Annotated in this window: 19 protein-coding genes; 9 read left to right on the top strand and 10 right to left on the bottom strand. The window is 62.4% G+C overall.

Features of this window, described 5'->3' with window-relative positions:
- Window positions 1-13: 13 nt before the first annotated feature.
- On the bottom strand, window positions 14-577 hold the full coding sequence (locus BV82_RS09520) for a helix-turn-helix domain-containing protein (protein ID WP_010224293.1): 564 nt from the start codon (window positions 575-577) through the stop codon (window positions 14-16).
- A gap of 84 nt (window positions 578-661) precedes the next feature.
- Here BV82_RS09520 and BV82_RS09515 point away from each other — a divergent pair, with 84 nt between their 5' ends.
- From BV82_RS09515 to BV82_RS09485, 7 genes are all read left to right on the top strand, one after another.
- On the top strand, window positions 662-1606 hold the full coding sequence (locus BV82_RS09515) for a DMT family transporter (RefSeq protein WP_036994452.1): 945 nt from the start codon (window positions 662-664) through the stop codon (window positions 1604-1606).
- 149 nt (window positions 1607-1755) lie between these two features.
- Window positions 1756-4671: a monovalent cation/H+ antiporter subunit A gene (locus tag BV82_RS09510; RefSeq protein ID WP_036994450.1), complete on the top strand. Its 2916-nt coding sequence runs from the start codon at window positions 1756-1758 to the stop codon at window positions 4669-4671.
- Window positions 4671-5015, top strand: coding sequence for a Na+/H+ antiporter subunit C (locus tag BV82_RS09505; protein WP_010224297.1), 345 nt, complete (start codon window positions 4671-4673; stop codon window positions 5013-5015). Before BV82_RS09510 ends, BV82_RS09505 begins: the two co-directional genes overlap by 1 nt.
- Window positions 5012-6697, top strand: coding sequence for a monovalent cation/H+ antiporter subunit D (locus BV82_RS09500; RefSeq protein WP_036994449.1), 1686 nt, complete (start codon window positions 5012-5014; stop codon window positions 6695-6697). Before BV82_RS09505 ends, BV82_RS09500 begins: the two co-directional genes overlap by 4 nt.
- Complete coding sequence (locus BV82_RS09495) at window positions 6694-7182, top strand: Na+/H+ antiporter subunit E (RefSeq protein WP_036994448.1); 489 nt, start codon at window positions 6694-6696, stop codon at window positions 7180-7182. Before BV82_RS09500 ends, BV82_RS09495 begins: the two co-directional genes overlap by 4 nt.
- Window positions 7179-7457 carry a K+/H+ antiporter subunit F gene (locus BV82_RS09490; protein ID WP_010224304.1) on the top strand — a complete coding sequence of 93 codons (279 nt, stop codon included), beginning with the start codon at window positions 7179-7181 and terminating at the stop codon, window positions 7455-7457. The genes BV82_RS09495 and BV82_RS09490 overlap by 4 nt, the downstream gene beginning before the upstream one ends.
- On the top strand, window positions 7454-7819 hold the full coding sequence (locus BV82_RS09485) for a Na+/H+ antiporter subunit G (RefSeq protein ID WP_036994447.1): 366 nt from the start codon (window positions 7454-7456) through the stop codon (window positions 7817-7819). The genes BV82_RS09490 and BV82_RS09485 overlap by 4 nt, the downstream gene beginning before the upstream one ends.
- Before the next feature lie 14 nt (window positions 7820-7833).
- On the opposite strand, the gene BV82_RS09480 is transcribed toward BV82_RS09485, so the two are convergent.
- Both BV82_RS09480 and BV82_RS09475 read right to left on the bottom strand, forming a co-directional pair.
- Window positions 7834-8040, bottom strand: a complete 207-nt coding sequence (locus tag BV82_RS09480; RefSeq protein ID WP_010224308.1) for a hypothetical protein — start codon at window positions 8038-8040, stop codon at window positions 7834-7836.
- On the bottom strand, window positions 8037-8507 hold the full coding sequence (locus BV82_RS09475; protein WP_010224310.1) for a hypothetical protein: 471 nt from the start codon (window positions 8505-8507) through the stop codon (window positions 8037-8039). The genes BV82_RS09480 and BV82_RS09475 overlap by 4 nt, the downstream gene beginning before the upstream one ends.
- A 318-nt stretch (window positions 8508-8825) precedes the next feature.
- Between BV82_RS09475 and BV82_RS09470 the strand changes: the two genes are divergently transcribed.
- The gene (locus BV82_RS09470) at window positions 8826-9038 is read left to right on the top strand and encodes a hypothetical protein (protein ID WP_036994446.1); all 213 of its coding nucleotides are present in this window, start codon (window positions 8826-8828) and stop codon (window positions 9036-9038) included.
- 12 nt (window positions 9039-9050) lie between these two features.
- Here BV82_RS09470 and BV82_RS09465 read toward each other — a convergent pair whose 3' ends face one another.
- The 7 genes from BV82_RS09465 to exaC form a co-directional block, all read right to left on the bottom strand.
- On the bottom strand, window positions 9051-9266 hold the full coding sequence (locus tag BV82_RS09465; RefSeq protein ID WP_036994445.1) for a hypothetical protein: 216 nt from the start codon (window positions 9264-9266) through the stop codon (window positions 9051-9053).
- 115 nt (window positions 9267-9381) lie between these two features.
- The gene (locus BV82_RS09460; protein WP_374045272.1) at window positions 9382-10602 is read right to left on the bottom strand and encodes a methyl-accepting chemotaxis protein; all 1221 of its coding nucleotides are present in this window, start codon (window positions 10600-10602) and stop codon (window positions 9382-9384) included.
- A 543-nt stretch (window positions 10603-11145) separates the two neighbouring features.
- On the bottom strand, window positions 11146-11550 hold the full coding sequence (locus tag BV82_RS09455; RefSeq protein ID WP_010224318.1) for a TraR/DksA family transcriptional regulator: 405 nt from the start codon (window positions 11548-11550) through the stop codon (window positions 11146-11148).
- A 284-nt stretch (window positions 11551-11834) separates the two neighbouring features.
- Window positions 11835-13502, bottom strand: a complete 1668-nt coding sequence (locus BV82_RS09450; RefSeq protein ID WP_036994443.1) for a PAS domain-containing hybrid sensor histidine kinase/response regulator — start codon at window positions 13500-13502, stop codon at window positions 11835-11837.
- Window positions 13486-14649, bottom strand: coding sequence for an alcohol dehydrogenase-like regulatory protein ErcA (gene ercA / locus BV82_RS09445; protein WP_010224321.1), 1164 nt, complete (start codon window positions 14647-14649; stop codon window positions 13486-13488). The genes BV82_RS09450 and ercA overlap by 17 nt, the downstream gene beginning before the upstream one ends.
- Window positions 14650-14772: 123 nt before the next feature.
- Entirely contained in the window at window positions 14773-14844 is a 72-nt protein-coding gene (pqqA, locus tag BV82_RS09440) for a pyrroloquinoline quinone precursor peptide PqqA (protein ID WP_009394664.1), read from the bottom strand.
- Window positions 14845-14954: 110 nt separating this feature from the next.
- Window positions 14955-16475 carry an acetaldehyde dehydrogenase ExaC gene (gene exaC / locus BV82_RS09435; protein ID WP_036994442.1) on the bottom strand — a complete coding sequence of 507 codons (1521 nt, stop codon included), beginning with the start codon at window positions 16473-16475 and terminating at the stop codon, window positions 14955-14957.
- Window positions 16476-16680: 205 nt separating this feature from the next.
- Here exaC and BV82_RS09430 point away from each other — a divergent pair, with 205 nt between their 5' ends.
- Window positions 16681-21192 carry a hypothetical protein gene (locus BV82_RS09430; RefSeq protein WP_036994441.1) on the top strand — a complete coding sequence of 1504 codons (4512 nt, stop codon included), beginning with the start codon at window positions 16681-16683 and terminating at the stop codon, window positions 21190-21192.
- Window positions 21193-21232: the final 40 nt, after the last annotated feature.

Raw genomic sequence — 21232 nt, 5'->3', positions numbered from 1 at the left:
ACCCGCTGCGTGCTCAGATCACCACATTGCGCACAAAGCGGGTCGCCACTTCACCGTCATTTCTATAGGCATAGCGGCGGTTGCTGGCAAAAGTGAAGAACTCGCCGGCATTGAGCAGGTGTTGTTGCCCCTCGACCTGCAAGGTCAGGCAACCTTCGAACACGAACAACTGCTCGCTCCAGCCATCGGCATCGGGCTCGCAGGGGTAGACCTCGCCAGGCTCCAGGCGCCACTCCCAGAGTTCAACTTCACGGCTGGCAGCGGAGCTTGCCAGCAACACGGCCTTGCTGCCGGGATGCACGCCGGTCCAGGCCAGTTCGTTGATCCGGCTCGGGTCGCGGTTGTCTGGCGCTTTGATCAAGTCACTGAAGGCGACTTGCAGGGCTTGGGCGATCAGATCCAGCGTGGTCAGGCTGACATTTTTCTCGCCGGCCTCGATAGCCACCAGCATGCGGCGGCTGACGCCAGACTTTTGCGCCAGGGTGCTCTGGCTCATTTCGCCAGCATGACGCAGGCGACGAATGTTCTGGCTGACGTGCTGAAGCACCGAAGCGCGTTGACTGGAATCTTTGTGCACTATATTGCTCATCAATAGGGGTTGCGCAGTATACTGCCCACTTTCGCCGCAATTGTGCGTCGACCCTTTCCCGTGTGCAAGGCCATGACTCCAACGAACGCTGCTGAACGCCCTTCCGTTTCCTTCCGGCTGAGCAAGGCCGAGCTGGTGCTGGTGTTTATCACCATGCTCTGGGGCGGCACCTTCTTGCTGGTACACAACGTGATGACGGTCAGCGGACCGATGTTTTTCGTCGGCCTGCGCTTTGCCGCCGCCGCCTTGTTCGTCGGCCTGGTCTCAGCCCGTACGTTGCCCGGCCTGACCGCCACCGAACTCAAGGCCGGGGTGTTGATCGGCGTGTCGATCATGCTCGGCTACGGCCTGCAGACCGTGGGCCTGCAAACCATCAGCAGCAGCCAGTCGGCGTTCATCACCGCCCTGTACGTGCCCTTCGTGCCCTTGCTGCAATGGCTGGTGCTGGGCCGCCGCCCCGGCCTGATGCCGAGCCTGGGCATTGGCCTGGCATTTGCCGGCCTGATGCTGCTGGCGGGCCCCGGCGGCGGTTCGCTGCAGTTCAGCCCCGGCGAAATCGCCACCTTGGTCAGTGCCGTGGCCATCGCCGCGGAAATCATTCTGATCAGCCGTTATGCCGGCCAGGTCGATGTCCGCCGGGTGACCGTGGTGCAGCTGGCCACCGCGTCGGCGCTGTCGTTCATGCTGGTGGTACCGACCCAGGAACGCCTGCCGGACTTCTCCTGGCTGTTGCTGCTCAGCGCCGTGGGCCTGGGCGCGATGAGCGCGGTGATCCAGGTGGCGATGAACTGGGCACAGCAATCGGTTTCGCCGACCCGCGCCACCCTGATCTACGCCGGTGAGCCGGTATGGGCCGGCATCGTCGGACGCATCGCCGGCGAACGCCTGCCGGGCGTGGCCTTGCTCGGTGGTTTGCTGATTGTCGTCGCCGTGGTGGTCAGCGAACTGAAGTTTCGTCGCCGTGGCGAAGAGCAGTCCCTGGCGGTTGACGCCGAAGAACCTGAAGCGGGTCTCTGATCGGCAAATGCAGGCTATCCTTTGAAAAAAACTGTTATAAAAAAAAGGATTGATACAGCGCTCTTGTAGGATTCTGCGACAGCTTGCGGGTTGGTGATCGACCGGTCGCCACGTATGATCCCTTACAAACTCCTGCAGATTAGAAATCTATGTCCTTGATAGTGCTACTGCTTCTGCCGTTTATCGGCAGCTGCCTGGCGGCTGTCTTGCCGCACAACGCACGCAACAGCGAATCGCTGCTGGCCGGACTGGTCGCCCTGGTGGGCACTGTCCAGGTCGCTTTGATGTACCCGCAGATCGCCCATGGCGGTGTGATCCGAGAAGAATTCCTGTGGCTGCCGAGCCTGGGCCTGAACCTGGTCCTGCGCATGGACGGCTTCGCCTGGCTGTTCTCTTTACTGGTGCTGGGCATCGGTACCCTGGTGTCGCTGTACGCACGCTACTACATGTCCCCGCAAGACCCGGTGCCACGCTTCTTTGCCTTCTTCCTGGCGTTCATGGGTGCCATGCTCGGCCTGGTGATCTCCGGCAACCTGATCCAGGTCGTGTTCTTCTGGGAACTGACCAGCCTGTTCTCGTTCCTGCTGATCGGCTACTGGCACCATCGCGCCGACGCCCGGCGCGGTGCCTACATGGCCCTGATGGTTACCGGTGCGGGCGGGCTATGCCTGCTGGCGGGGGTATTGCTGCTCGGCCATGTGGTCGGCAGCTACGACCTGGACAAGGTCCTCGCTGCCGGCGAGCAGATTCGCCACCATACCCTGTATCCCGTCCTGTTGCCCCTGATCCTGCTTGGCGCGTTGAGCAAAAGCGCGCAGTTTCCGTTCCACTTCTGGCTGCCCCATGCCATGGCGGCGCCCACGCCGGTCTCGGCCTACCTGCACTCGGCGACCATGGTCAAGGCCGGGGTGTTTCTGCTGGCGCGGCTGTGGCCGGCGCTCTCCGGCACCGAAGAGTGGTTCTGGATCGTCAGCGGTGCCGGTGCCGCCACCCTGGTGCTCGGCGCCTTCACGGCAATGTTCCAGAACGACCTCAAGGGCCTGCTGGCCTATTCAACCATCAGCCACCTGGGCCTGATCACCCTGCTGCTGGGCCTGAACAGCCCGTTGGCGGCGGTCGCAGCGGTCTTTCATATCCTCAACCACGCCACCTTCAAGGCGTCGCTGTTCATGGCCGCGGGGATCATCGACCACGAAAGCGGTACCCGTGACATTCGCCGCCTCAGCGGCCTGTTCCGGCTGATCCCCTTCACCGCGACCCTGGCCATGGTGGCCAGCGCCTCGATGGCCGGGGTGCCGCTGTTGAACGGCTTCCTGTCCAAGGAGATGTTCTTCGCCGAAACCGTGTTCATCAGCGCCACGGCCTGGGTCGAAGCGGCCCTGCCGGTAATCGCCACCCTCGCCGGTACCTTCAGCGTCGCCTATGCCTTGCGCTTTACCGTCGATGTCTTCTTCGGCCCGCCGGCCACCGACCTGCCGCACACACCCCACGAGCCGCCGCGCTGGATGCGCGCGCCGGTCGAGTTGCTGGTGATGACCTGCTTGCTGGTGGGGATCTTCCCGGCCCAGTCGGTCGGCCCGCTGCTGGCCGCCGCAGCGCTGCCGGTGGTTGGCGGTACCCTGCCCGAATACAGCCTGGCCATCTGGCACGGCTGGAATGCCCCGCTGATCATGAGCCTGATCGCCATGAGCGGCGGCATCGTGCTCTACCTGCTGCTGCGCAATCAGCTCAAGCTCGGGCGCTTCCCGTCACCACCGCTGATCGAGCGATTCAATGGCAAGCGCCTGTTCGAACACGGCCAGGTGCTGATCATGCGAGCCGCTCGCCGCTTCGAACGGGTGTTCACCACCCGGCGCCTGCAGAAGCAGCTGTTCATGCTGGTGCTGATCGCCCTGTTGGCCGGCCTGCTGCCGATGTTGCACAGCGGCCTGAGCTGGGGCGACCGGCCGAAGATTCCCGGCTCCGGGGTGTTCGTCATGCTCTGGCTGATCGCCATCGCCTGCGCCCTGGGCGCCGCCTGGCAGGCCAAGTATCATCGTCTGGCGGCCCTGACCATGGTCAGTGTCTGCGGTTTGATGACCTGCATTACCTTCGTCTGGTTCTCGGCACCGGACCTGGCCCTGACCCAACTGGTGGTCGAAGTGGTTACCACGGTGCTGATCTTGCTCGGCCTGCGCTGGCTGCCTCGGCGAATCGAAGGCGTCTCGCCGCTGCCGGGGACCCAGGAACGTGCACGGCTGCGCCGTCTGCGCGACCTGCTGCTGGCAATCGGCGTGGGAGGCGGCATGGCATTGCTGTCTTACGCCATGCTGACCCGCCCGACCCCCAACGACATCTCCTCGTTCTACCTGAGCCGGGCCATGCCCGAGGGCGGCGGCAGCAACGTGGTCAACGTCATGCTGGTGGACTTCCGCGGTTTCGATACCCTGGGCGAGATCACCGTACTGGTGGCCGTGGCCCTGGCGGTGTTCGCCCTGCTGCGACGCTTCCGCCCGCCCAAGGAAAGCATGCAGTTGCCGGCCCAGCAGCGCCTGCTGGCACCGGACGTGGTCACCGACCTGGTCAACCCGCGCCACGCGGCCGATACCGCGCTGGGCTTCATGATGGTGCCGGCGGCGCTGGTGCGCCTGCTGCTGCCGATCGCCCTGGTGGTATCGATGTACCTGTTCATGCGCGGCCACAACCAGCCAGGTGGCGGCTTCGTTGCCGGCCTGGTGATGTCGGTGGCGTTCATTCTTCAGTACATGGTGGCCGGGACCCAGTGGGTCGAGGCGCAGATGAGCTTGCGGCCGCTGCGCTGGATGGGCACTGGCCTGCTGTGCGCCACCCTGACCGGCGTCGGGGCGATGTTGCTGGGCTACCCGTTCCTGACCACTCACACCGCGCACCTGCACTTGCCACTGCTGGGTGACACCCACCTGGCCAGTGCGCTGTTCTTCGATATCGGCGTGTTCACCGTGGTGGTCGGTTCGACCCTGCTGATCCTCACCGCGCTGGCTCACCAGTCGGTGCGCGGTCATCGCCCGGGCAGCCAACAGAAACCCACTCAAGCAGGAGCCGCCTGATGGAAGAAGTCATTGCAATCGCCATCGGTGTGCTCGCCGCCTCCGGGGTCTGGCTGATCCTGCGGCCACGGACCTTCCAGGTGGTGATGGGCCTGTGCCTGCTGTCGTACGGGGTTAACCTGTTCATCTTCAGCATGGGCAGCCTGTTCATCGGCAAGGAGCCGATCATCAAGGACGGCGTGCCCCAGGACCTGCTCAACTACACCGACCCGCTGCCCCAGGCCCTGGTGCTCACCGCGATCGTCATCAGCTTCGCCATGACCGCGCTGTTCCTGGTGGTGCTGCTAGCCTCCCGCGGCCTGACCGGGACCGACCACGTCGATGGCCGGGAGCCTAACGAATGAGTGCGATGAACCAACTGATCGTCGCGCCCATCCTGCTGCCGCTGCTGACTGCGGCGCTGATGTTGCTGCTCGGGGAAAAACGCCGGCCGCTCAAGGCCCGTATCAACCTGATCTCCAGCCTGCTCGGTTTGGGCATCGCCATCACCCTGCTGCTGTGGGTGCAGGGCCAGGGGCAAGCCAGCTCGATTGGCGTGTACCTGCCCGGCAACTGGCCGGCGCCATTCGGCATCGTGCTGGTGGTCGACCGCCTTTCGGCCCTGATGCTGGTGCTGACCGGCATCGTCGGGGTCAGCGCCCTGGTGTTCGCCATGGCCCGCTGGGATCGCGCCGGCGCCAGCTTCCACGCCTTGTTCCAGATTCAACTGATGGGCCTGTACGGGGCGTTCCTCACTGCCGACCTGTTCAACCTGTTCGTGTTTTTCGAGGTCCTGCTGGCGGCGTCCTACGGTCTGATCCTGCACGGTTCGGGTCGTGCCCGGGTCAAGGCCGGGCTGCATTACATCGCCATCAACCTCCTGGCTTCATCGCTGTTCCTGATTGGCGCGGCGATGCTCTACGGTGTCACCGGTACCCTGAACATGGCCGACCTGGCACTGAAGATCCCGCTGGTGCCGGAGGCTGATCGCGGCCTGCTGCACGCCGGCGCGGCGATCCTGGCCACGGCGTTCCTGGCCAAGGCCGGGATCTGGCCGCTGAACTTCTGGCTGGTGCCGGCTTATTCGTCAGCCAGTGCGCCAGTGGCTGCGTTGTTCGCGATCATGACCAAGGTCGGTTTCTACACCGTACTGCGTCTATGGACGCTGCTGTTCTCCGGCCAGGCTGGTGCTTCGGCGTTCTTTGGCGGCGACTGGCTGATCTATGGCGGCCTGGCCACCCTGGGTTGCGCGGCGGTGTCGATACTCGCGGCACAGCGCCTGGAGCGCATGGCCAGCCTGAGCATCCTGGTCTCGGCCGGCACCCTGCTGGCGGCTATCGGCTTCGGCCAGGCGACCCTGACGGCAGCAGCGTTGTTCTACCTGGTCAGCTCGACCCTGGCGCTGTGTGCGCTATTGCTGCTGGCCGAACTGATCGAGCGTTCGCGCTCGGCCAACGAAATCCCCCTGGACGATGAAGGTGACGGCCTGCCCTCCTGCGTAGAATCGCTGCACCCGCCCAAAGGCATCAACCTCGATGACGAACAGAAGGCAGTGATCGGCCAGGTGATCCCCTGGACCATGGCGTTCCTGGGCCTGAGCTTCATCGCCTGCGCCCTGCTGATCATCGGCATGCCGCCGCTGTCGGGCTTTATCGGCAAACTCAGCCTGATCAGTGCGCTATTCAATCCCCAAGGCTTGGGTGTCTCGCCAGAGCAACCACTGAGCGTCGCCGGCTGGATGCTGGTGGCATTGCTGGTGCTCTCTGGCATGGCCTCGCTGATCGCCCTGACCCGCGTCGGCATCCAGCGTTTCTGGACCCCCCAGGAGCGCCCGTCGCCGTTGCTGCGCCGTTATGAGTGCATCCCCATCGTGGTGCTCCTGGGCCTGTGCGTGCTGCTCAGCCTGCGCGCCGAACCATTGCTGCGCTACACCCAGGACACTGCGGCCGGCCTGCAGGACCCTGAGCAATACGTCAGCGCCGTACTCGGTACCCGACCAGTGCCCGGGCCCACCACCCTGGCGGCCAGTAGCGAGGTGCAGCCATGAAGCGTGTGTTCCCTGCCCCGTTGCTGTCCCTGTCGCTGTGGCTGCTGTGGCTGGTCCTGAACCTGTCGATCAGCCCCGGCAATCTGCTGCTGGGTGCCTTGCTGGGCGTCGTCGCGCCGCTGCTGATGGCGCCACTGCGGCCACTGCCGGTACGCATACGTCATCCAGGCACCATCGCGCGCTTGATCCTGCAGGTTGGCGTCGATGTGCTGGTGTCCAACCTGCAGGTCGCCCGCGGCGTCTGGTCAGCCAAGCGCCGGCCACCACGCTCGCGGTTCGTGCATATTCCCCTGGACCTGCGCGACGCCCACGGCCTGGCGGCGTTATCGATGATCACCACGGTGATCCCCGGGACCATCTGGTCGGAGCTGGCCCTGGACCGCAGCATCCTCTTGCTGCACGTGTTCGACCTGGACGACGAGACCCGCTTCATTGAGCACTTCAAACACACCTATGAACGCCCGCTGATGGAGATTTTCGAATGACTGGCCTGCTTGCCAATGCCATTCTCGCCAGCCTGTTCATCTTCGCCCTGGCCATGGCCCTGACCCTGGTGCGGCTGTTTCGCGGCCCCTCGGCCCAGGACCGGGTACTGGCGCTGGATTACCTGTACATCCTGGCCATGCTGATGATGCTGGTGCTGGGCATCCGCTACGCCAGCGACACCTACTTCGAGGGTGCGCTGCTGATCGCGCTGTTCGGCTTTGTCGGCTCCTTCGCCCTGGCCAAGTTCCTCCTGCGTGGCGAGGTGATCGAATGATCAATGCCAATGAACTGCCGTTTTGGGTAGAGATGCTGGTCGCCGCGTTGTTGTTGCTGAGCAGCCTGTTCGCCCTGAGCGGTGCCGTCGGCCTGATTCGCCTGAAAGACTTCTTTCAGCGCATGCACCCACCGGCGCTGGCATCGACCCTGGGCGCCTGGTGCGTGGCCCTGGCCTCGATCCTGTACTTCTCGATGCTCAAGGAGTCGCCGGTGCTGCATGCCTGGCTGATCCCGATCCTGCTGTCGATCACCGTGCCGGTCACCACGCTGCTGCTGGCCCGCGCCGCATTGTTTCGCAAACGCATGTCCGGCGATGACGTACCTGAAGAAGTCAGCAGTGGCCGCGATCGGGGCAACTAGGGTCTACCCCAGGATCAACCGCTGAGTTGCTGCAGCTCGCGGCGGACCATAGCGGCATACTCGGGCGGGCTCAGTTTGTAGAGCTCAGTGGCCACCCAATCGAACCAGGCAGCCTGCATCTGTGGGCGCTGCAATAGCCATTGTTCGGCCAGAGCCCTTGCTTGCGCCTGGTGCCGGACATGGAAGTCGGCACGACTGGGGCGTTCGACAGGCTCGCTCACTCGCTGGCCTTGAAGGTGGTCAATTCACCTTTCTGCCATTTGGCAACCTTGCGGGTCACAGCTTTGAGGGTCTTGCTCAGGCCCTCCTGCAACTGCTCATGGGCGGCGAATACCAAGGCTACGCCCTGCCCTTCTTTGAAGACGATGCCTTCGCCTTCCGGTACCGAGACAAAGGCATAATCACCCAGGCCGTACACCGTCAGCTTGATCTCGCGAAATCGAATCTCCAGCTTGCCACCTTCACGGCTGGGCAATACGGCGGCGCGAAAATGATCACCGACCTTGAGCTCCAAGCGCTGTTTGTCATCCACCACCAAGGCGGTTTCAGTATCGATCTCGGCCATGTACAGGCCCTCCGCATTCTGTTCGGTGACATAAACAAAACGCGATTGAAACTGTTTGACCAGTTTCGCCCTGAGGTCGCCCAGAACAAACAGGGCGTGTGTATCCAGATTGCTGACTGCCAAAGAAGAATTCCTCAAAACCGATTACACGCCACTCCCCCACCGGGCCACGAGACGCCCGCAAGGCAGCGGTACTTCAATTCGAAGTCTGAAAGACTAGTAGATTAGTGCGTGAAAAGTCTGTGCAGAGAGGCAAAGCAAGGTGCAGGAATACTTACCCATTGCTGCAAGCCTTGGCCCGTTTGCAGATTTTCAGCGGATTTCCTTAATCGGAAACGCTTTTTCTGACAGCACTATCGCAACAAAAGTGCGATAGATGAGAGCAAGCCCTTCGACAGGGCAGACCCCAGGAAATCATCCACCGCACACAGGGAAGCGAATATGCACGAAAACACTGAATTCCGTCGAGAGGCTAGAGGTGTTTCCTACACGGAATATGCAGCTGGGTACAACCTGAACAGGCCGCCGCGCTTTGTCGTGGTCCCCGCCGGCATCGGCTTCTTTCATATCACCGAGCAGGCAACCGGTCGGGTCAAAGGCTTTCGCCGTGAGCATACTGAAGCCTGCGCGCTGGCCCGCCACCTTGAAAACTGAACCCTGCCGGCCTCACCCGGCCTGACGCGCGACGTCAGGCCGGCCCGCAGTGCTCATCTGCTCCAGCCAGGCAGCACGGCACTCCTGGGCCTCACTGCGGCAGGCAAATGCGGTGCCGCGCCGCTCACCGTTGACCAGCACGACCCAACACACGCGCTTGCCCTGTGCCTGTAGCGCCGTCGGCACGCCGCTGCCAATCATTACCGCCACATCGACTTGGCTATTCATCATTCCCTCCGGAATTTATTAGCAACCTAACGATGTGCGCATGATAAGACCTGCCCGTCTGTGAAAAAAGCTAGCCTGTGCACAGCTGTTTTACATCGCAGGTAACAAAGCCCTGTCAGTTCTGCTGAGGCCGGTAGCCCAGGCGCAAACCACCCCAATGCCTGCCTTGTACCTGGATCGGTACCGACAGGTCGTGCATCAGCTCGCCCGTATCGCGGGTATAGGTTTGCAACAACACCGCCTGTTGATGGCTACCGCAACGAATACCGGTGCGGTCGTCGAACTTGCGCTTGCTGCGGTTGTGCGCGGTGTCCAGGGTCTGATCCCCGGTCAACGGCTGATTGAAGGCGTTGTTATGAGTAGGCACATAGCCCTGCTGGGTGCAGGCTATGGCGAACACCAGGCCTTCATGCTGCTTGAGCAACGGCTCCTGGATCGTCGGCAGGACCTGGTCGGTGTACTGATCGAAGCGGGTCCGGTAGCGTGCCGGTGAGGTCCCCGGCAGTTGCTGGTAATGACGATCAAACAGGTCTTCGAGGCTGATCCGGCCCTGAGCGATATCGTTTTCGAACTGTGCGCCAATCTGCTGTGCGCCTTGGCGGGCCAGGTCGTAAACGCGCTGGTGATAGTCATCCAGGCCGACCTCGGCCAGCCGCTCGCTGATGCTTTCAGCCTGCCCTTCCAGTTGCACGGCAGCCTGGGCCAGGCACTGGGTTTGCTGGTCGCTGACCTGCAGGTCGCTGCGCATCCGCGCGACCGCCTCGAACAGGCTGTCCAGTTGTAGCCGATTGGTCTCGGTGCCCTCGGCAATCTCGCCGATCTGCTGCTCGACCCCGGCGGCCAGCCCGGCGATGCTGTCCAGTTGCTCCCCGGTGTGCTCGACCTGGTCCACGCCGCTGTGCAGGTCATCCGACAGCTCGCGGATCTGCTCGACCACCTGAGCCGTACGTTGCTGAATGTCGGCAACCATCTGCCCGACTTCTTCGGTGGCGCTGGCAGTACGGCCAGCCAGCCCACGCACCTCGTCGGCGACCACGGCAAAGCCGCGCCCATGGTCACCGGCCCTGGCCGCTTCGATCGCAGCGTTCAAGGCCAGCAGGTTGGTCTGGCTGGCGATGGTCTGGATCACCAGGGTGACCCGGGCAATGTCCTCGCTGCGCTGGTGCAGGGCTTCGATCAACTCGCGACTGGCGGTGGCCCGTGAACTCAGGTGATGCATGCGCTGGATCGACTCGGCCAGCACCGTACGCCCGGCAGCGCTGCTTTCGTGGGCGCTGCGGGCAGCGACCAGGGCCTGCTGGCTCAACTGTGAAGTAGCCTTCTCGGTACCGATCATCACTTCGGCACTACTGACAATCTGCGCTGCCGCGCTCAGTTGCGATTGCAGCTTGTCCGCCAGTTGTTGCACCGAGAACGCCACGCCAGCTGCCGACAAAGCGTTGTGGCTGGTGGTGCGGGACAGGTCGCGGGTCAGCTCGGCCAACGGCTCGTTGGTTATCTGCGGCACGGCCGAGGCTTTGCGCAGGCGCGGCAACCACAGCGCCAGCAAGGCCAGGGGCAGGCAGATATAAAACGAAAGCTCGGCAAACGCCATGGCTGCCAGCAACCCTGCCAGCACCAGGCTCTGCAAAACCGAGTCTGACCAGCGCACATCATTGTCCGGGGCAGCTTGCCCTTCAACCACGGCGCCGGGCAGAGATCCTTCTCGCATCATGTTTTGGCTCCATCGCAACACATCTTGTTGTGCGGCCATTAAACGCCACTATTAGGCCATTAGCCATGCTTCCTTGGATGTAAGACTGCCGCTGTTGATACAGGGCAAGAAAAACAAAACCCCCGAAGATCGCTCTGCGGGGGTTTTGTCGGACACCTGCGCGGGTCAGGCCTGACGCTGGTGCTTATCGATTTGCTCGTGCCGCTCTTGAGCTTCGATGCAGTACTTGGTGGTCGGGCTGATCAGCAGGCGTTTCAAGCCAATGGGCTCACCACTGTCGTCGCACCAGCCGAAACTTTCGTCGGCAATCCGGCCCAGGGCCATTTCCAGCTGTGGCAGCAGACGCTGATCGCGCTCGATCGCGTTGACCAGCCAATGGCGCTCTTCTTCGACCGAGGCGGCGTCGGCAGGATCGGCAGGCGTGTCCAGGCTTTCGATGGTTACACGGCTTTGCTCGATGCGCTCATGGGTCTCGACCTTCATCGACTGCAGCAGATCGGTGAAGAAAGCCAATTGCTCAGCGTTCATGTAGTCATCGGCCGGCATGGCCAGCAACTTTTCCTTTGTCATTGATTTCTCTATAAAAAATACGTGCATTAAGGCGAATCGGGTGCTCCTGGCGAACAGCTCGCCAGCAGCGGAATTCTTCAAGCACCATCCGGCACTCAATTTACAGGGGGCGGCAGTCTAAGGCCGAGATTCACACTGGGCAACAGAAATGACGGTGGATTTGACCGAAAAGGCGCTAATGGCCCTCCCCCGGCGCTGGTTTATAACAAAAAAACTGCGCCGTAGGCGCTTTCCCGGGGACAAACGGTAACTCTCCGACAAAAACCTTGTAACAAAGATCCCTTTCAACTCAGCAACTGGCTCAATACCGCACGCAACTTGCCCGGCTTCACCGGCTTGTTCAACAACGGCGCACCCAGGCGTTGCATGGCACGACGGCTCTGGTCACTGCGATCGGCGGTGATCATCACGGCAAAGATACTCTGGGCGAAATGCCGGCGTAAATCTCGCACCACTTCGCAGCCGGTCACGCCGTGATCCAGATGAAAATCAGCCAGGATCAGCTCCGGCGCCCGGCCTTCGAGCACCTCCAGAGCACCGGTAAAATCGCTGGCGGTGAGCACTTCACAGCCCCACTGGCGCAGCAGTGCGGCCATGCTGTGCTGAATAGTCAATTCATTGTCCACCACCAACAGGCGGCGCCCGGGCAACGGATCGCCCACGCTGGGCTGTGCCAGCGCCGACAGGGGTGCCTCGCTCGGCGCCTCGTTCGAGAGCGGCACGTCGATACTGAACACCGAGCCGCGCCCCGGCCAGGAGCGGACCCTGACCGGATAATCGAGTATCCGCGCGATCCGTTCGACAATTGCCAGGCCCAACCCCACCCCTTTGCGGTCGGCAGCGCGGCCGACGTCCAATTGGTTGAACTCAAGGAAGATCGATTCAAGACGGTCGGCGGCAATGCCCCGGCCAGTGTCCCAGACTTCCAGACGCAGGGATTCGCCGCGCCGCCGCGCACCGAGCAGGATGCGTCCATGCTCGGTATAGCGGCAGGCATTGCTGAGGAAGTTACGCAGGATTCGCGTGAGCAGGCGCAGGTCGGTGCGTATTGCCAGGCGCGCGCTGCGCATGCGCAGGCTGAGCCCGGCGGCCTCGGCGACCGGCTGGAACTCCGAGGCCAAGGGCGCCAGCACTTCATCCAGGCGGTACAGGTCCAGGTCCGGCTTGATCGTCGCCTGATCCAGACGGGAGATGTCCAGCAGGTCGGTCAGCAGATCTTCGGCGCCCTCCAAGGCCTGATGCGCTCGCTCCACCAGTTGCTGCTCGCTCGTGGGCAGAGGCCGTTCGCGCAAGGTCGAGATCAATAGCCGTGCAGCATTAAGTGGTTGCAACAGATCGTGACTGGCCGCTGCCAGGTATTTGTCCTTGCTGCGGTTGGCCGCCTGGGCGGCATCACGGGCTTCGATCAGTTCATTGGTGCGCTCGGCGACCCGCTGTTCGAGCTGGTCGTTGAGTTGCTGCAGGCGCTCCTGGGCCAGCTTGCGCTCGGTGATGTCGGCGACAAAGCCCTCGACCACCCCCTCTTCGTCCGGACGCAACAACAGGTTCATCAGTACATCGATGCGGCTACCATCACGCCTGCGCAACTGGGTTTCATAGCCAATCAGCGCCTGCTCGCGCTGCAGCACCTGAGCGATGGCCAGTAGCTCATCCTGGCCACCAGCGAACAGATGGCTGGCCAGATCGTTGCGCGACAACACCAGTGCCTGGGCGTCCGGGTACCCCAGCATGCGCGCCAACGCCGGATTGGCCGCCCGCATGCCATCCTCGAGACTGGCCTGAAAGATGCCATGTACCGCATGCTCGAACAGCCACTTGTAGCGATTGCGTTCGGCTTCCAGCTCTTCAAGGCGCACCGCCAGTTCCGGGTAGTGGCTCTTGCGCACGGTGTGATTGCTCAGCCCCAGCAGCCCGGCCAGGGCATCGCCCGCCGGTTCAGAGGGCCTCGCCATACACCACCTCGACATCGCGCTGGCTGGAGCTGCGTGGGTTGGTCAGGATGCACGGGTCGTCCATGGCGTGCTGGGACAAAAAGGGAATGTCGGTCATGCCGACGCCATGCAGGCCAAGGGTTTCGTGAAAGCCCACGGCGTGCTTGAGCGCAATCAGGTGCTCGACCAGGCGCTGGCTGACCTGCTTGTGACTCAGGCCTCGGCAATCGATACCGAGGGTTTGCGCGATGACCTTGAAGCGCTCGGGGGCGGCGCTGTAATTGAACGCCACCACATGCTCGACCAGTACCGCGTTGCACAGTCCATGGGGCAGGTCGAGAAAGCCACCCAGGCTGTGGGACATGGCATGCACGGCACCGAGAATGGCGTTGGAGAACGCCAGCCCCGCCTGCATGCTGCCGAGCATGATCTTCTCGCGCAGGGCGATGTCGGCCGGGTTGGCGATCATCTGCACCAGGTTGCCGTTGATCAGGCGCATGGCCTCCAGCGCGTGGGGGTCGGTCAGCGGCCCGTGTCCGGTAGAGACGAACGCCTCAATGGCATGCACCAGCGCGTCGATGCCGGTACAGGCCGAGAGGAACGGGTCCATGCTCAGGGTGGTTTCCGGGTCAATCAGCGACACATCCGGCACCACCGCCTTGCTGACGATGGAAAACTTCATGCGTTCCTGTTGGTTGGAGATGATCACGAACTGGGAAACGTCGGCGGAGGTACCGGCAGTGGTCGGGATCAGGATCAACGGCGGGCTCGGCACGCGGATGGTGTCGACCCCTTCGAACTCGAGAATGTGCCGACCATGGGCAACCACGATGCCGATACCCTTGGCGCAATCCATGGGGCTGCCGCCACCGACCGCGACGATCACATCGCACTGTTCGCTACGGTAGCGCTCGGCGCCGGCCATGACCTCTTCAACCCGAGGGTTGGGCGAAACCTCGGTGTACAGGCAGTAATCAATGGCCTGCTGTTGCAGGCTGGCTTCGATATCAGCCACCCAGCCGGCGGCGATCACCCCTGGGTCGCTGACCAGCAGCACCTTGCGCGCGCCAAAGGTCTTGGCGTAATTGGCGACATGATGACGGCAACCGGCGCCGAAGATGATTTCCGGAGAGACGAACTTGCGCAACTGGCTCAGCTTCGGGCTCATGGGACGCCTCTATTCTTGTTGTACTAGCGCCAGCCTAAAGCATCCCGCCTCGATTGCAATCAGACCATCGCAGGCAGAAACAGAAGCGCCGACCGCTGCAAGCAGCGACCGGCGCAAGAGGGATCAGCGATTGGCGAAGTACATGGTCACTTCAAAACCGATACGCAGATCAGTGAACGCAGGCTTTTTCCACATAGGTCCATCCTCTTCTGGCACCACAGGATTGCGGTGCGCCTATTAATACACCGTTGCCGGTGCGGGTCGAATGCTACTTTGGAACCGTTTCTTTCAGGTTATCCGGGCCTTCAGAAGAACCCCAGCGGATTGACGTCGTAACTCACCAGCAGGTTCTTGGTCTGCTGGTAGTGATCGAGCATCATTTTGTGGGTCTCGCGGCCGACCCCGGATTTCTTGTAGCCACCGAACGCGGCGTGGGCCGGGTACAGGTGGTAGCAGTTGGTCCACACCCGCCCGGCCTGAATGCCGCGGCCCATGCGGTAGGCGCGGTTGATGTCACGGGTCCAGACCCCGGCGCCAAGCCCGAACTCGGTATCGTTGGCAATCGCCAGGGCTTCGGCTTCGTCCTTGAAGGTGGTCACGCCGACCACCGGGCCGAAGATTTCTTCCTGGAACACGCGCATCTGGTTGTGGCCCTTGAGCAGGGTCGGCTGGATGTAATAGCCGCTGGCAAGGTCGCCCCCCAGGCGTTCACAGTCACCACCGGCCAGCACCTGGGCGCCCTCTTCGCGGGCGATCTGCAGGTAGGAGAGGATCTTGTCGTATTGCTGCTCGGATGCCTGGGCGCCGACCATGGTCTCGGTGTCCAGCGGGTTGCCGCGCTTGATCTGGCTGATCTTTTTCAGAACCTGGGCCATGAACGGCTCGTAGATCGACTCCTGGATCAACGCCCGCGACGGGCAGGTACACACTTCGCCCTGATTGAAGAACGCCAGCACCAGGCCTTCGGCGGCTTTTTCGATGAACGCGGGCTCGGCCTGCATGATGTCTTCGAAGAAGATGTTCGGCGACTTGCCGCCCAGTTCCACCGTCGAGGGGATGATGTTCTCGGCAGCGCATTTCATGATGTGCGAGCCCACCGGGGTAGAGCCGGTGAAAGCAATCTTGGCGATACGCTTGCTGGTGGCCAGGGCTTCACCGGCTTCGCGGCCAAAGCCGTGGACGATGTTGAGCACGCCAGCGGGCAACAGATCACCGATCAGTTCAGCGAACACGGTAATCGACAGCGGCGTCTGCTCGGCCGGCTTGAGCACCACGCAGTTGCCTGCGGCCAGGGCCGGGGCGAGTTTCCAGGCGGCCATCAGCAACGGGAAGTTCCAGGGGATGATCTGCCCGACCACGCCGAGCGGCTCATGGAAGTGATAAGCGACAGTGTGCTCGTTGATCTCGGCGGCGCTGCCTTCCTGGGCGCGGATGCAGCCGGCGAAGTAACGAAAGTGATCGGCAGCCAGTGGCACGTCGGCATTCAGGGTTTCGCGGATGGCCTTGCCGTTGTCCCAGGTTTCGCTCAGGGCCAGCACTTCAAGGTGCTGTTCGATGCGATCGGCGATCTTCAACAGGATCCGCGAGCGCTCCTGCACCGATGTGCGTCCCCAGGCTGGCGCCGCGCCGTGGGCGGCATCCAGGGCCAGGTCGATGTCAGCGGCCGCGGAGCGCGGGAACTCGGCAATGGCCTGGCCATTGACCGGCGAGCTGTTGCTGAAGTACTGGCCCGTCAACGGGGCCACGAATTCGCCGCCGATGTAGTTGCCGTAGACAGCCTTGAAACTGATCAGGGCATCAGGTGAGCCAGGGGGCGCGTAGATCATGGGGGGCCTCATGTGCGGTGCGGGCCTGTCGGCATGACAGGCAGTTGAGCCGATGGTAAGCAGCCGCATGGCAGGCGCGAATCGGTCCTTGGCAGGTGCCGTCTCGTCAATTGGTAGTAACGCCTGGGTGGTAACCGGCTACCGCCTGCTCATGCGGGCGCAATCGTCTTATGTGGCCTCCCTTCTTTTTTGGAAGCCTCGCCAGATGACCGTCCCTTCCCTCCATCAGTCCATAGCCGAACAGGCGACCTTGAGCTGCGCGGTCGCCAAGCGCTTCGTCAAGCGTCCCGCCCTGCTCGAAATCGCCGGCCAGATCCTGCTTGAGCACTGGGCCCAACGGCAACTGCCACTGCAGCACAATCCGCTGACGCTCTATCTGATCAGCCACACCGAACCTCATGTTCTTATCCGCCAGTTGCCTCAAGTGCTGATCGAGCGATATTGCCTGGGCAGCACCTTGAACCTGAATGACGGGGAAGACTATCTCAGCCGCTACCCTCAACAAGGTGCCGATGCACACCTTGAGGTGGACCTGCATACCGTTGAACTGCTGGTCAATGACTGTGGTCCTTTGATCGTCGAGGCGTTCCTGCAGGCACTGGTCGAATTCTGGAGCCAGAGTGACGCACATGGCGAAACGCCCTGGGGCTGGTACGCCGCTTACCTGCAAAAGCTGATGAAGGATGCGATCGTTGTCGGCCTCAACGCTGGCCGGCTGACCCCGGCGCAAGCGGCTATCGCCAGCATCGTGCCGGCCTTTCCAACACCGCAGCAACGCAGCCGCTTTGACAACCTGCAGGGCTTGAGCGTCCAGCAGATAACGGTCGACCTGACCTCGGCCCAGCTCATTGATGCCGATCTGTCCAGTGCCTTGCTGGTCGAAGACTTTCCCGACCCACCCAAGGCCCAGGTGGCGATGCTGTTTACCCTGGTAGGCGCCCTGGCGCCCTTCGATTCCACCCAGGGTTTTCTCGACATGCTCACCCGGCACTGGCCAAGGTCGTTGTTATCCATACCTCCCCAGGCTCGATTCCGCGAGCCGACAACCTCGGCATTCGAAGCCCAGGCCGTCGGTTTTCTCAAGCAACAATTGCGTTTGATCGAGGTCATCGCCCAGGCATCGAGAACGCCTGAGCAAGCGGCAGCGCTCAACGCCATCATCGACCGCTCGACCTCGATGCTGGACCTGTGCACGGCTCAAGAGCTGGAACGTCAGAACAAGATCGCTTCACTATTGCCGGCATGGCTACTCGACAACGAGCTGGCCATCCGCTACAGCACCTTGCTGATCAATCAGGCCCAATCACACAAAGCGGCCGCCGGCAAAACCTGGCGTGACGGCATCGACACCGCCGAGGCCTTCGCCTGCAAGGCCCTGGACGCGAGGATCGAGCACGATCACCCTGCTGCCGGGTTCAAGGCCAGCGACGTGATAGTCACTAATCATCAGGTCATCGCCAGCGCCAGCGCCGGGCACGACAGTGTGATCACCGACGGCGTAATCAAGGTCGTCAATTTTTCCCTCGCACAACTGGCCATCGACAATCTGGGCCTGCTGGCCGCAGGCACTGTGAGCCTGCATTTGCTCAGCGGTGCCGACCTGCCCGACTGGATGAATGAAGCCTATGTGCGCACTCTGGTAGGTGAACTGGACATTGGTGGGCAATATCCGCAGACCTTGCAACGGCAATTGCTCGACGACCCCGATCAGTCGAAGACGCGGCGGACGCTGTTCAGTGCGCAGCTCAAGACCCAGTTGCCGCTATTGGCACTGGAGCTGTATCTGCGCGATAAACGCATCAGCCTGGCGGCCTGCCAGGCGGTAGACGCCCTGTTTGGCCAGTCAGCGCCAGGGGGCTTCGTACTCAGGCCCCTGACCCTGCTGCGTGCAAGTGGCGCTACTGCCGATACGCCACTCAATGCATGGCTGATCGAACCTGGCGATGTCAGGCAAGGCCCTTGTTTGCTGTATCGTCCGTTGCATACCGAAGCGCTGCTGGAGTTTCGCGACCGGACTGCCCTGTTCGACGCGCTTGCCAGCAGCGGCCCGTTGCAGGATGACCTGCTCGATCGCCTGCCTGAACAAACCCGTCCGATCTATGCCAATGGCGGCCTGCATGAGCCACACATTCACCGCTTCGTCCCTGGTGCCGAGTTCGAACAGTTGCAGACGCCTGCACCGGCCAGCCTGGGTACGGCTCCGGCACAAGGGTCGCTACGCGAGCTGATCTACCAGGCCAGTGCCGAAGAACTGGTCGAACGGGCCAAGCGCCACTCAACCAGCACCGCGCAATCGCGCTGGAACGCCTGGAAGCAACTGGGTTGGCTGATGTTCAACACTTTGCTGCCGTTGTTCGAAGGCACCGTGGCCAAGGTCACCTGGATGATCCAGGTGCTCGACAGTGCCAAGCGCCTGCTCGAGAGTGATGAAAAGGACAGCCCGGCAGCGCATCGCCAGGCGTTCGCCGACCTGCTGATCAATATCGCCATGGTCCTGTTCGTGCACGCCACCCGCAGGCTGGGCATCCGCCCAGAAGCGCCCACGCCGCCCACCCACGCCTCTGTGCCAGCAAGAACACCCACCGCTCAGACGCTACCCGCACCGCAGGCCGAGCTGAACTTCAGCTGGGCGCGTCCTGACCACCGGCTTACAGCCCAGCAGAAAACCCACCTTGAAAGCCTGGCCAGCCCGCTATCACCCAGTACGCTCGGCTCCCCCATCGCGGACGGGACGCTGCAGGGCCTGTACCTGCACAACGAACAACTCTATTTCGCCCAGGGCGCTCGCGCCTATCCAGTGCAATTCGATGCCGCCATCGACCAACCGCGCATTATCGCCGGGCCCTGGCTGAGAAGAGATGAGGCCCTGCGCTGGACACTCGATCTGCGCTTGCGCCTGCGCGGCGGGCAGCCCCTGCGCAATCGCCTCAAGTCCGCTGACCTGGAGCAGTCGATCGACAACCTGGATCAGACATTACGCACGCAGCAAGCCGAGGCACTGGCCAGCCAGCAACGTCTGCAGGCATTTGCCCGGCAGCTCACTGACGACACCGACCCGCGCATCCTGCAAGGCTATCTGGGCAAGATGGAAACGTTGCCCCAGGACTTCGAGCGACACCGAGAGACGCTGCGTGAACGCAATGAAAAACGCCCCCTCAATCAGTACAAGACACTGCAGGCAAAAGCCCTGTTTGAACGAGCACGTTGCCAGCTGTCCATGCTTTCGACCCTGGGCAAACTGTACAAACCGTTGCGCCAGCGCTTTGTCCAGTCGGTCAGGGAAACCGACGGAGTCTTGCCTGAGCCAGGCTCAAGCAAACATTCAATGCAGGTCGATCTGCTCGACCAGATCGAGCTCCTGCTCGGCAAACTGATCAGCCATACCGAGACCCTGAGCGCTACCCGCGAGCAACTGCACAAGCTGTCCAGCATCCGTCAACCCACTATCCAGATGATGGAACTGAGCCTCAACGAACCTGCCGTCGGTCCTGCGTCGCGGCTGTACTGGTACACCCTGCGCAGCGAGGTGCTGAGCAACCGCTTGAGGCTGGTGGAGGCAGGCGAGGATGCCAGCGAAAGCGATTACTGGCTCGAGCACAGCTGGCGCAATATCGAGCAGGGCATGCTGCAGCGCATGAACCTGCAGGCCTTGAGCCGTGAGCAGGCAGAGGTTCATGCCCGCGTACTGGACAATATCCAGCGCCACTTCAGCACGGCGCTGCGCCAACTGGGCAATCTGAAAAACCTGGTGCCCGGTCAGCAGGCCGCCGACAGCCTGGTGTCCAGGCTCGAAACCGACTTGACCTTGATGCTCAAGGAGACCCGCGCCGACCTCGACGAATACCCGCAGCCGCTGCTTGAGCGCAGCAGCCTGCGTCAGTTGCACCGACAAGTGCCAGGGCTGATCGAAACCCGTGACGAGGGCGTGCTGCTAGGGCAACAGCGACGCGACAGTGAAGGTATCGTCGACATCCACAACCCACAGGACGACAGTATCCGTGCGTCCTACCGTGAAGATCCGCTTACTGGGACCTGGGAGCCCATATCCCCCGAGCAAGCGCTACCTCCACAGGTCACAGACGCCGATCTGAGTGCCCTGCTGCGTGAAGGCATGCGCCTTGCCGCACTCGCTAGGCAAGATATCCAGCGCCTTAAGAACCAGGGCAGAAGCACCTACCTGCCAATCGAAATCGAGGAAATAGCCGATCGCCGCCGGCTGGCGCTGACTGCGCAGCGCCAGGCCATCGAGCGAACCCTGACCCGCGACAACCAGACCGATCAGGCGGCTGGCAACACGGATGCAGCCCTGCAGATCAAACAGCTGGATGAAGTCGCTGGCGAACTGTTGCACACCGGCGAGCAACTGAGGATAGAGGCGGCCCTGACGCAAGCACCGAGCATGCGCGAGCTGGAGTACCTGCTGGGCAAGGGCCAGGTGAAACTCAAGCGGCTGGTCAAGCGCAAGCCGCTGGCCAGTACCCGGGGCTGGGCACAGGAGTACCTGGATGAGTACGTGGTGCTGCACGCCAACAAACCCTTGTGGTATGCGCACTTTCACTACGCGGCCGAGAACACCCCGGTCGACGACTTCAAGGCCGCGCACCTGAAGCTTGCCAGTCAGCGCTATGACCGCGGGCAGTTCGTCGAAGGCAACAAGGTGGTGCACCGCGGGCCGATAAGCCTGGCGGCGGCTCGACAATGGTTTTTCAAGGAGTGACGGTAGAAAACCGGGCGCTGGCAGCAGCGCCCGATCCATT

The organism is Pseudomonas donghuensis (genome assembly GCF_000696345.2).
GTDB lineage: Bacteria > Pseudomonadota > Gammaproteobacteria > Pseudomonadales > Pseudomonadaceae > Aquipseudomonas > Aquipseudomonas donghuensis.
The sequence above is the reverse complement of the archived record's forward strand: the minus strand, read 5'-3'. Positions and strand labels throughout refer to the sequence as shown.

Excerpts from the sequence above, each read along its gene's own strand:
- BV82_RS09515 (WP_036994452.1), top strand. The coding sequence starts at position 662 with ATGACTCCAACGAACGCTGCTGAACGCCCTTCCGTTTCCTTCCGGCTG.
- BV82_RS09510 (WP_036994450.1), top strand. The coding sequence starts at position 1,756 with ATGTCCTTGATAGTGCTACTGCTTCTGCCGTTTATCGGCAGCTGCCTG.
- BV82_RS09505 (WP_010224297.1), top strand. The coding sequence starts at position 4,671 with ATGGAAGAAGTCATTGCAATCGCCATCGGTGTGCTCGCCGCCTCCGGG.
- BV82_RS09500 (WP_036994449.1), top strand. The coding sequence starts at position 5,012 with ATGAGTGCGATGAACCAACTGATCGTCGCGCCCATCCTGCTGCCGCTG.
- BV82_RS09495 (WP_036994448.1), top strand. The coding sequence starts at position 6,694 with ATGAAGCGTGTGTTCCCTGCCCCGTTGCTGTCCCTGTCGCTGTGGCTG.
- BV82_RS09490 (WP_010224304.1), top strand. The coding sequence starts at position 7,179 with ATGACTGGCCTGCTTGCCAATGCCATTCTCGCCAGCCTGTTCATCTTC.
- BV82_RS09485 (WP_036994447.1), top strand. The coding sequence starts at position 7,454 with ATGATCAATGCCAATGAACTGCCGTTTTGGGTAGAGATGCTGGTCGCC.
- BV82_RS09470 (WP_036994446.1), top strand. The coding sequence starts at position 8,826 with ATGCACGAAAACACTGAATTCCGTCGAGAGGCTAGAGGTGTTTCCTAC.
- BV82_RS09465 (WP_036994445.1), bottom strand. The coding sequence starts at position 9,266 with ATGAATAGCCAAGTCGATGTGGCGGTAATGATTGGCAGCGGCGTGCCG.
- BV82_RS09460 (WP_374045272.1), bottom strand. The coding sequence starts at position 10,602 with ATGATCGGTACCGAGAAGGCTACTTCACAGTTGAGCCAGCAGGCCCTG.
- BV82_RS09455 (WP_010224318.1), bottom strand. The coding sequence starts at position 11,550 with ATGACAAAGGAAAAGTTGCTGGCCATGCCGGCCGATGACTACATGAAC.
- BV82_RS09450 (WP_036994443.1), bottom strand. The coding sequence starts at position 13,502 with ATGGCGAGGCCCTCTGAACCGGCGGGCGATGCCCTGGCCGGGCTGCTG.
- ercA (WP_010224321.1), bottom strand. The coding sequence starts at position 14,649 with ATGAGCCCGAAGCTGAGCCAGTTGCGCAAGTTCGTCTCTCCGGAAATC.
- exaC (WP_036994442.1), bottom strand. The coding sequence starts at position 16,475 with ATGATCTACGCGCCCCCTGGCTCACCTGATGCCCTGATCAGTTTCAAG.
- BV82_RS09430 (WP_036994441.1), top strand. The coding sequence starts at position 16,681 with ATGACCGTCCCTTCCCTCCATCAGTCCATAGCCGAACAGGCGACCTTG.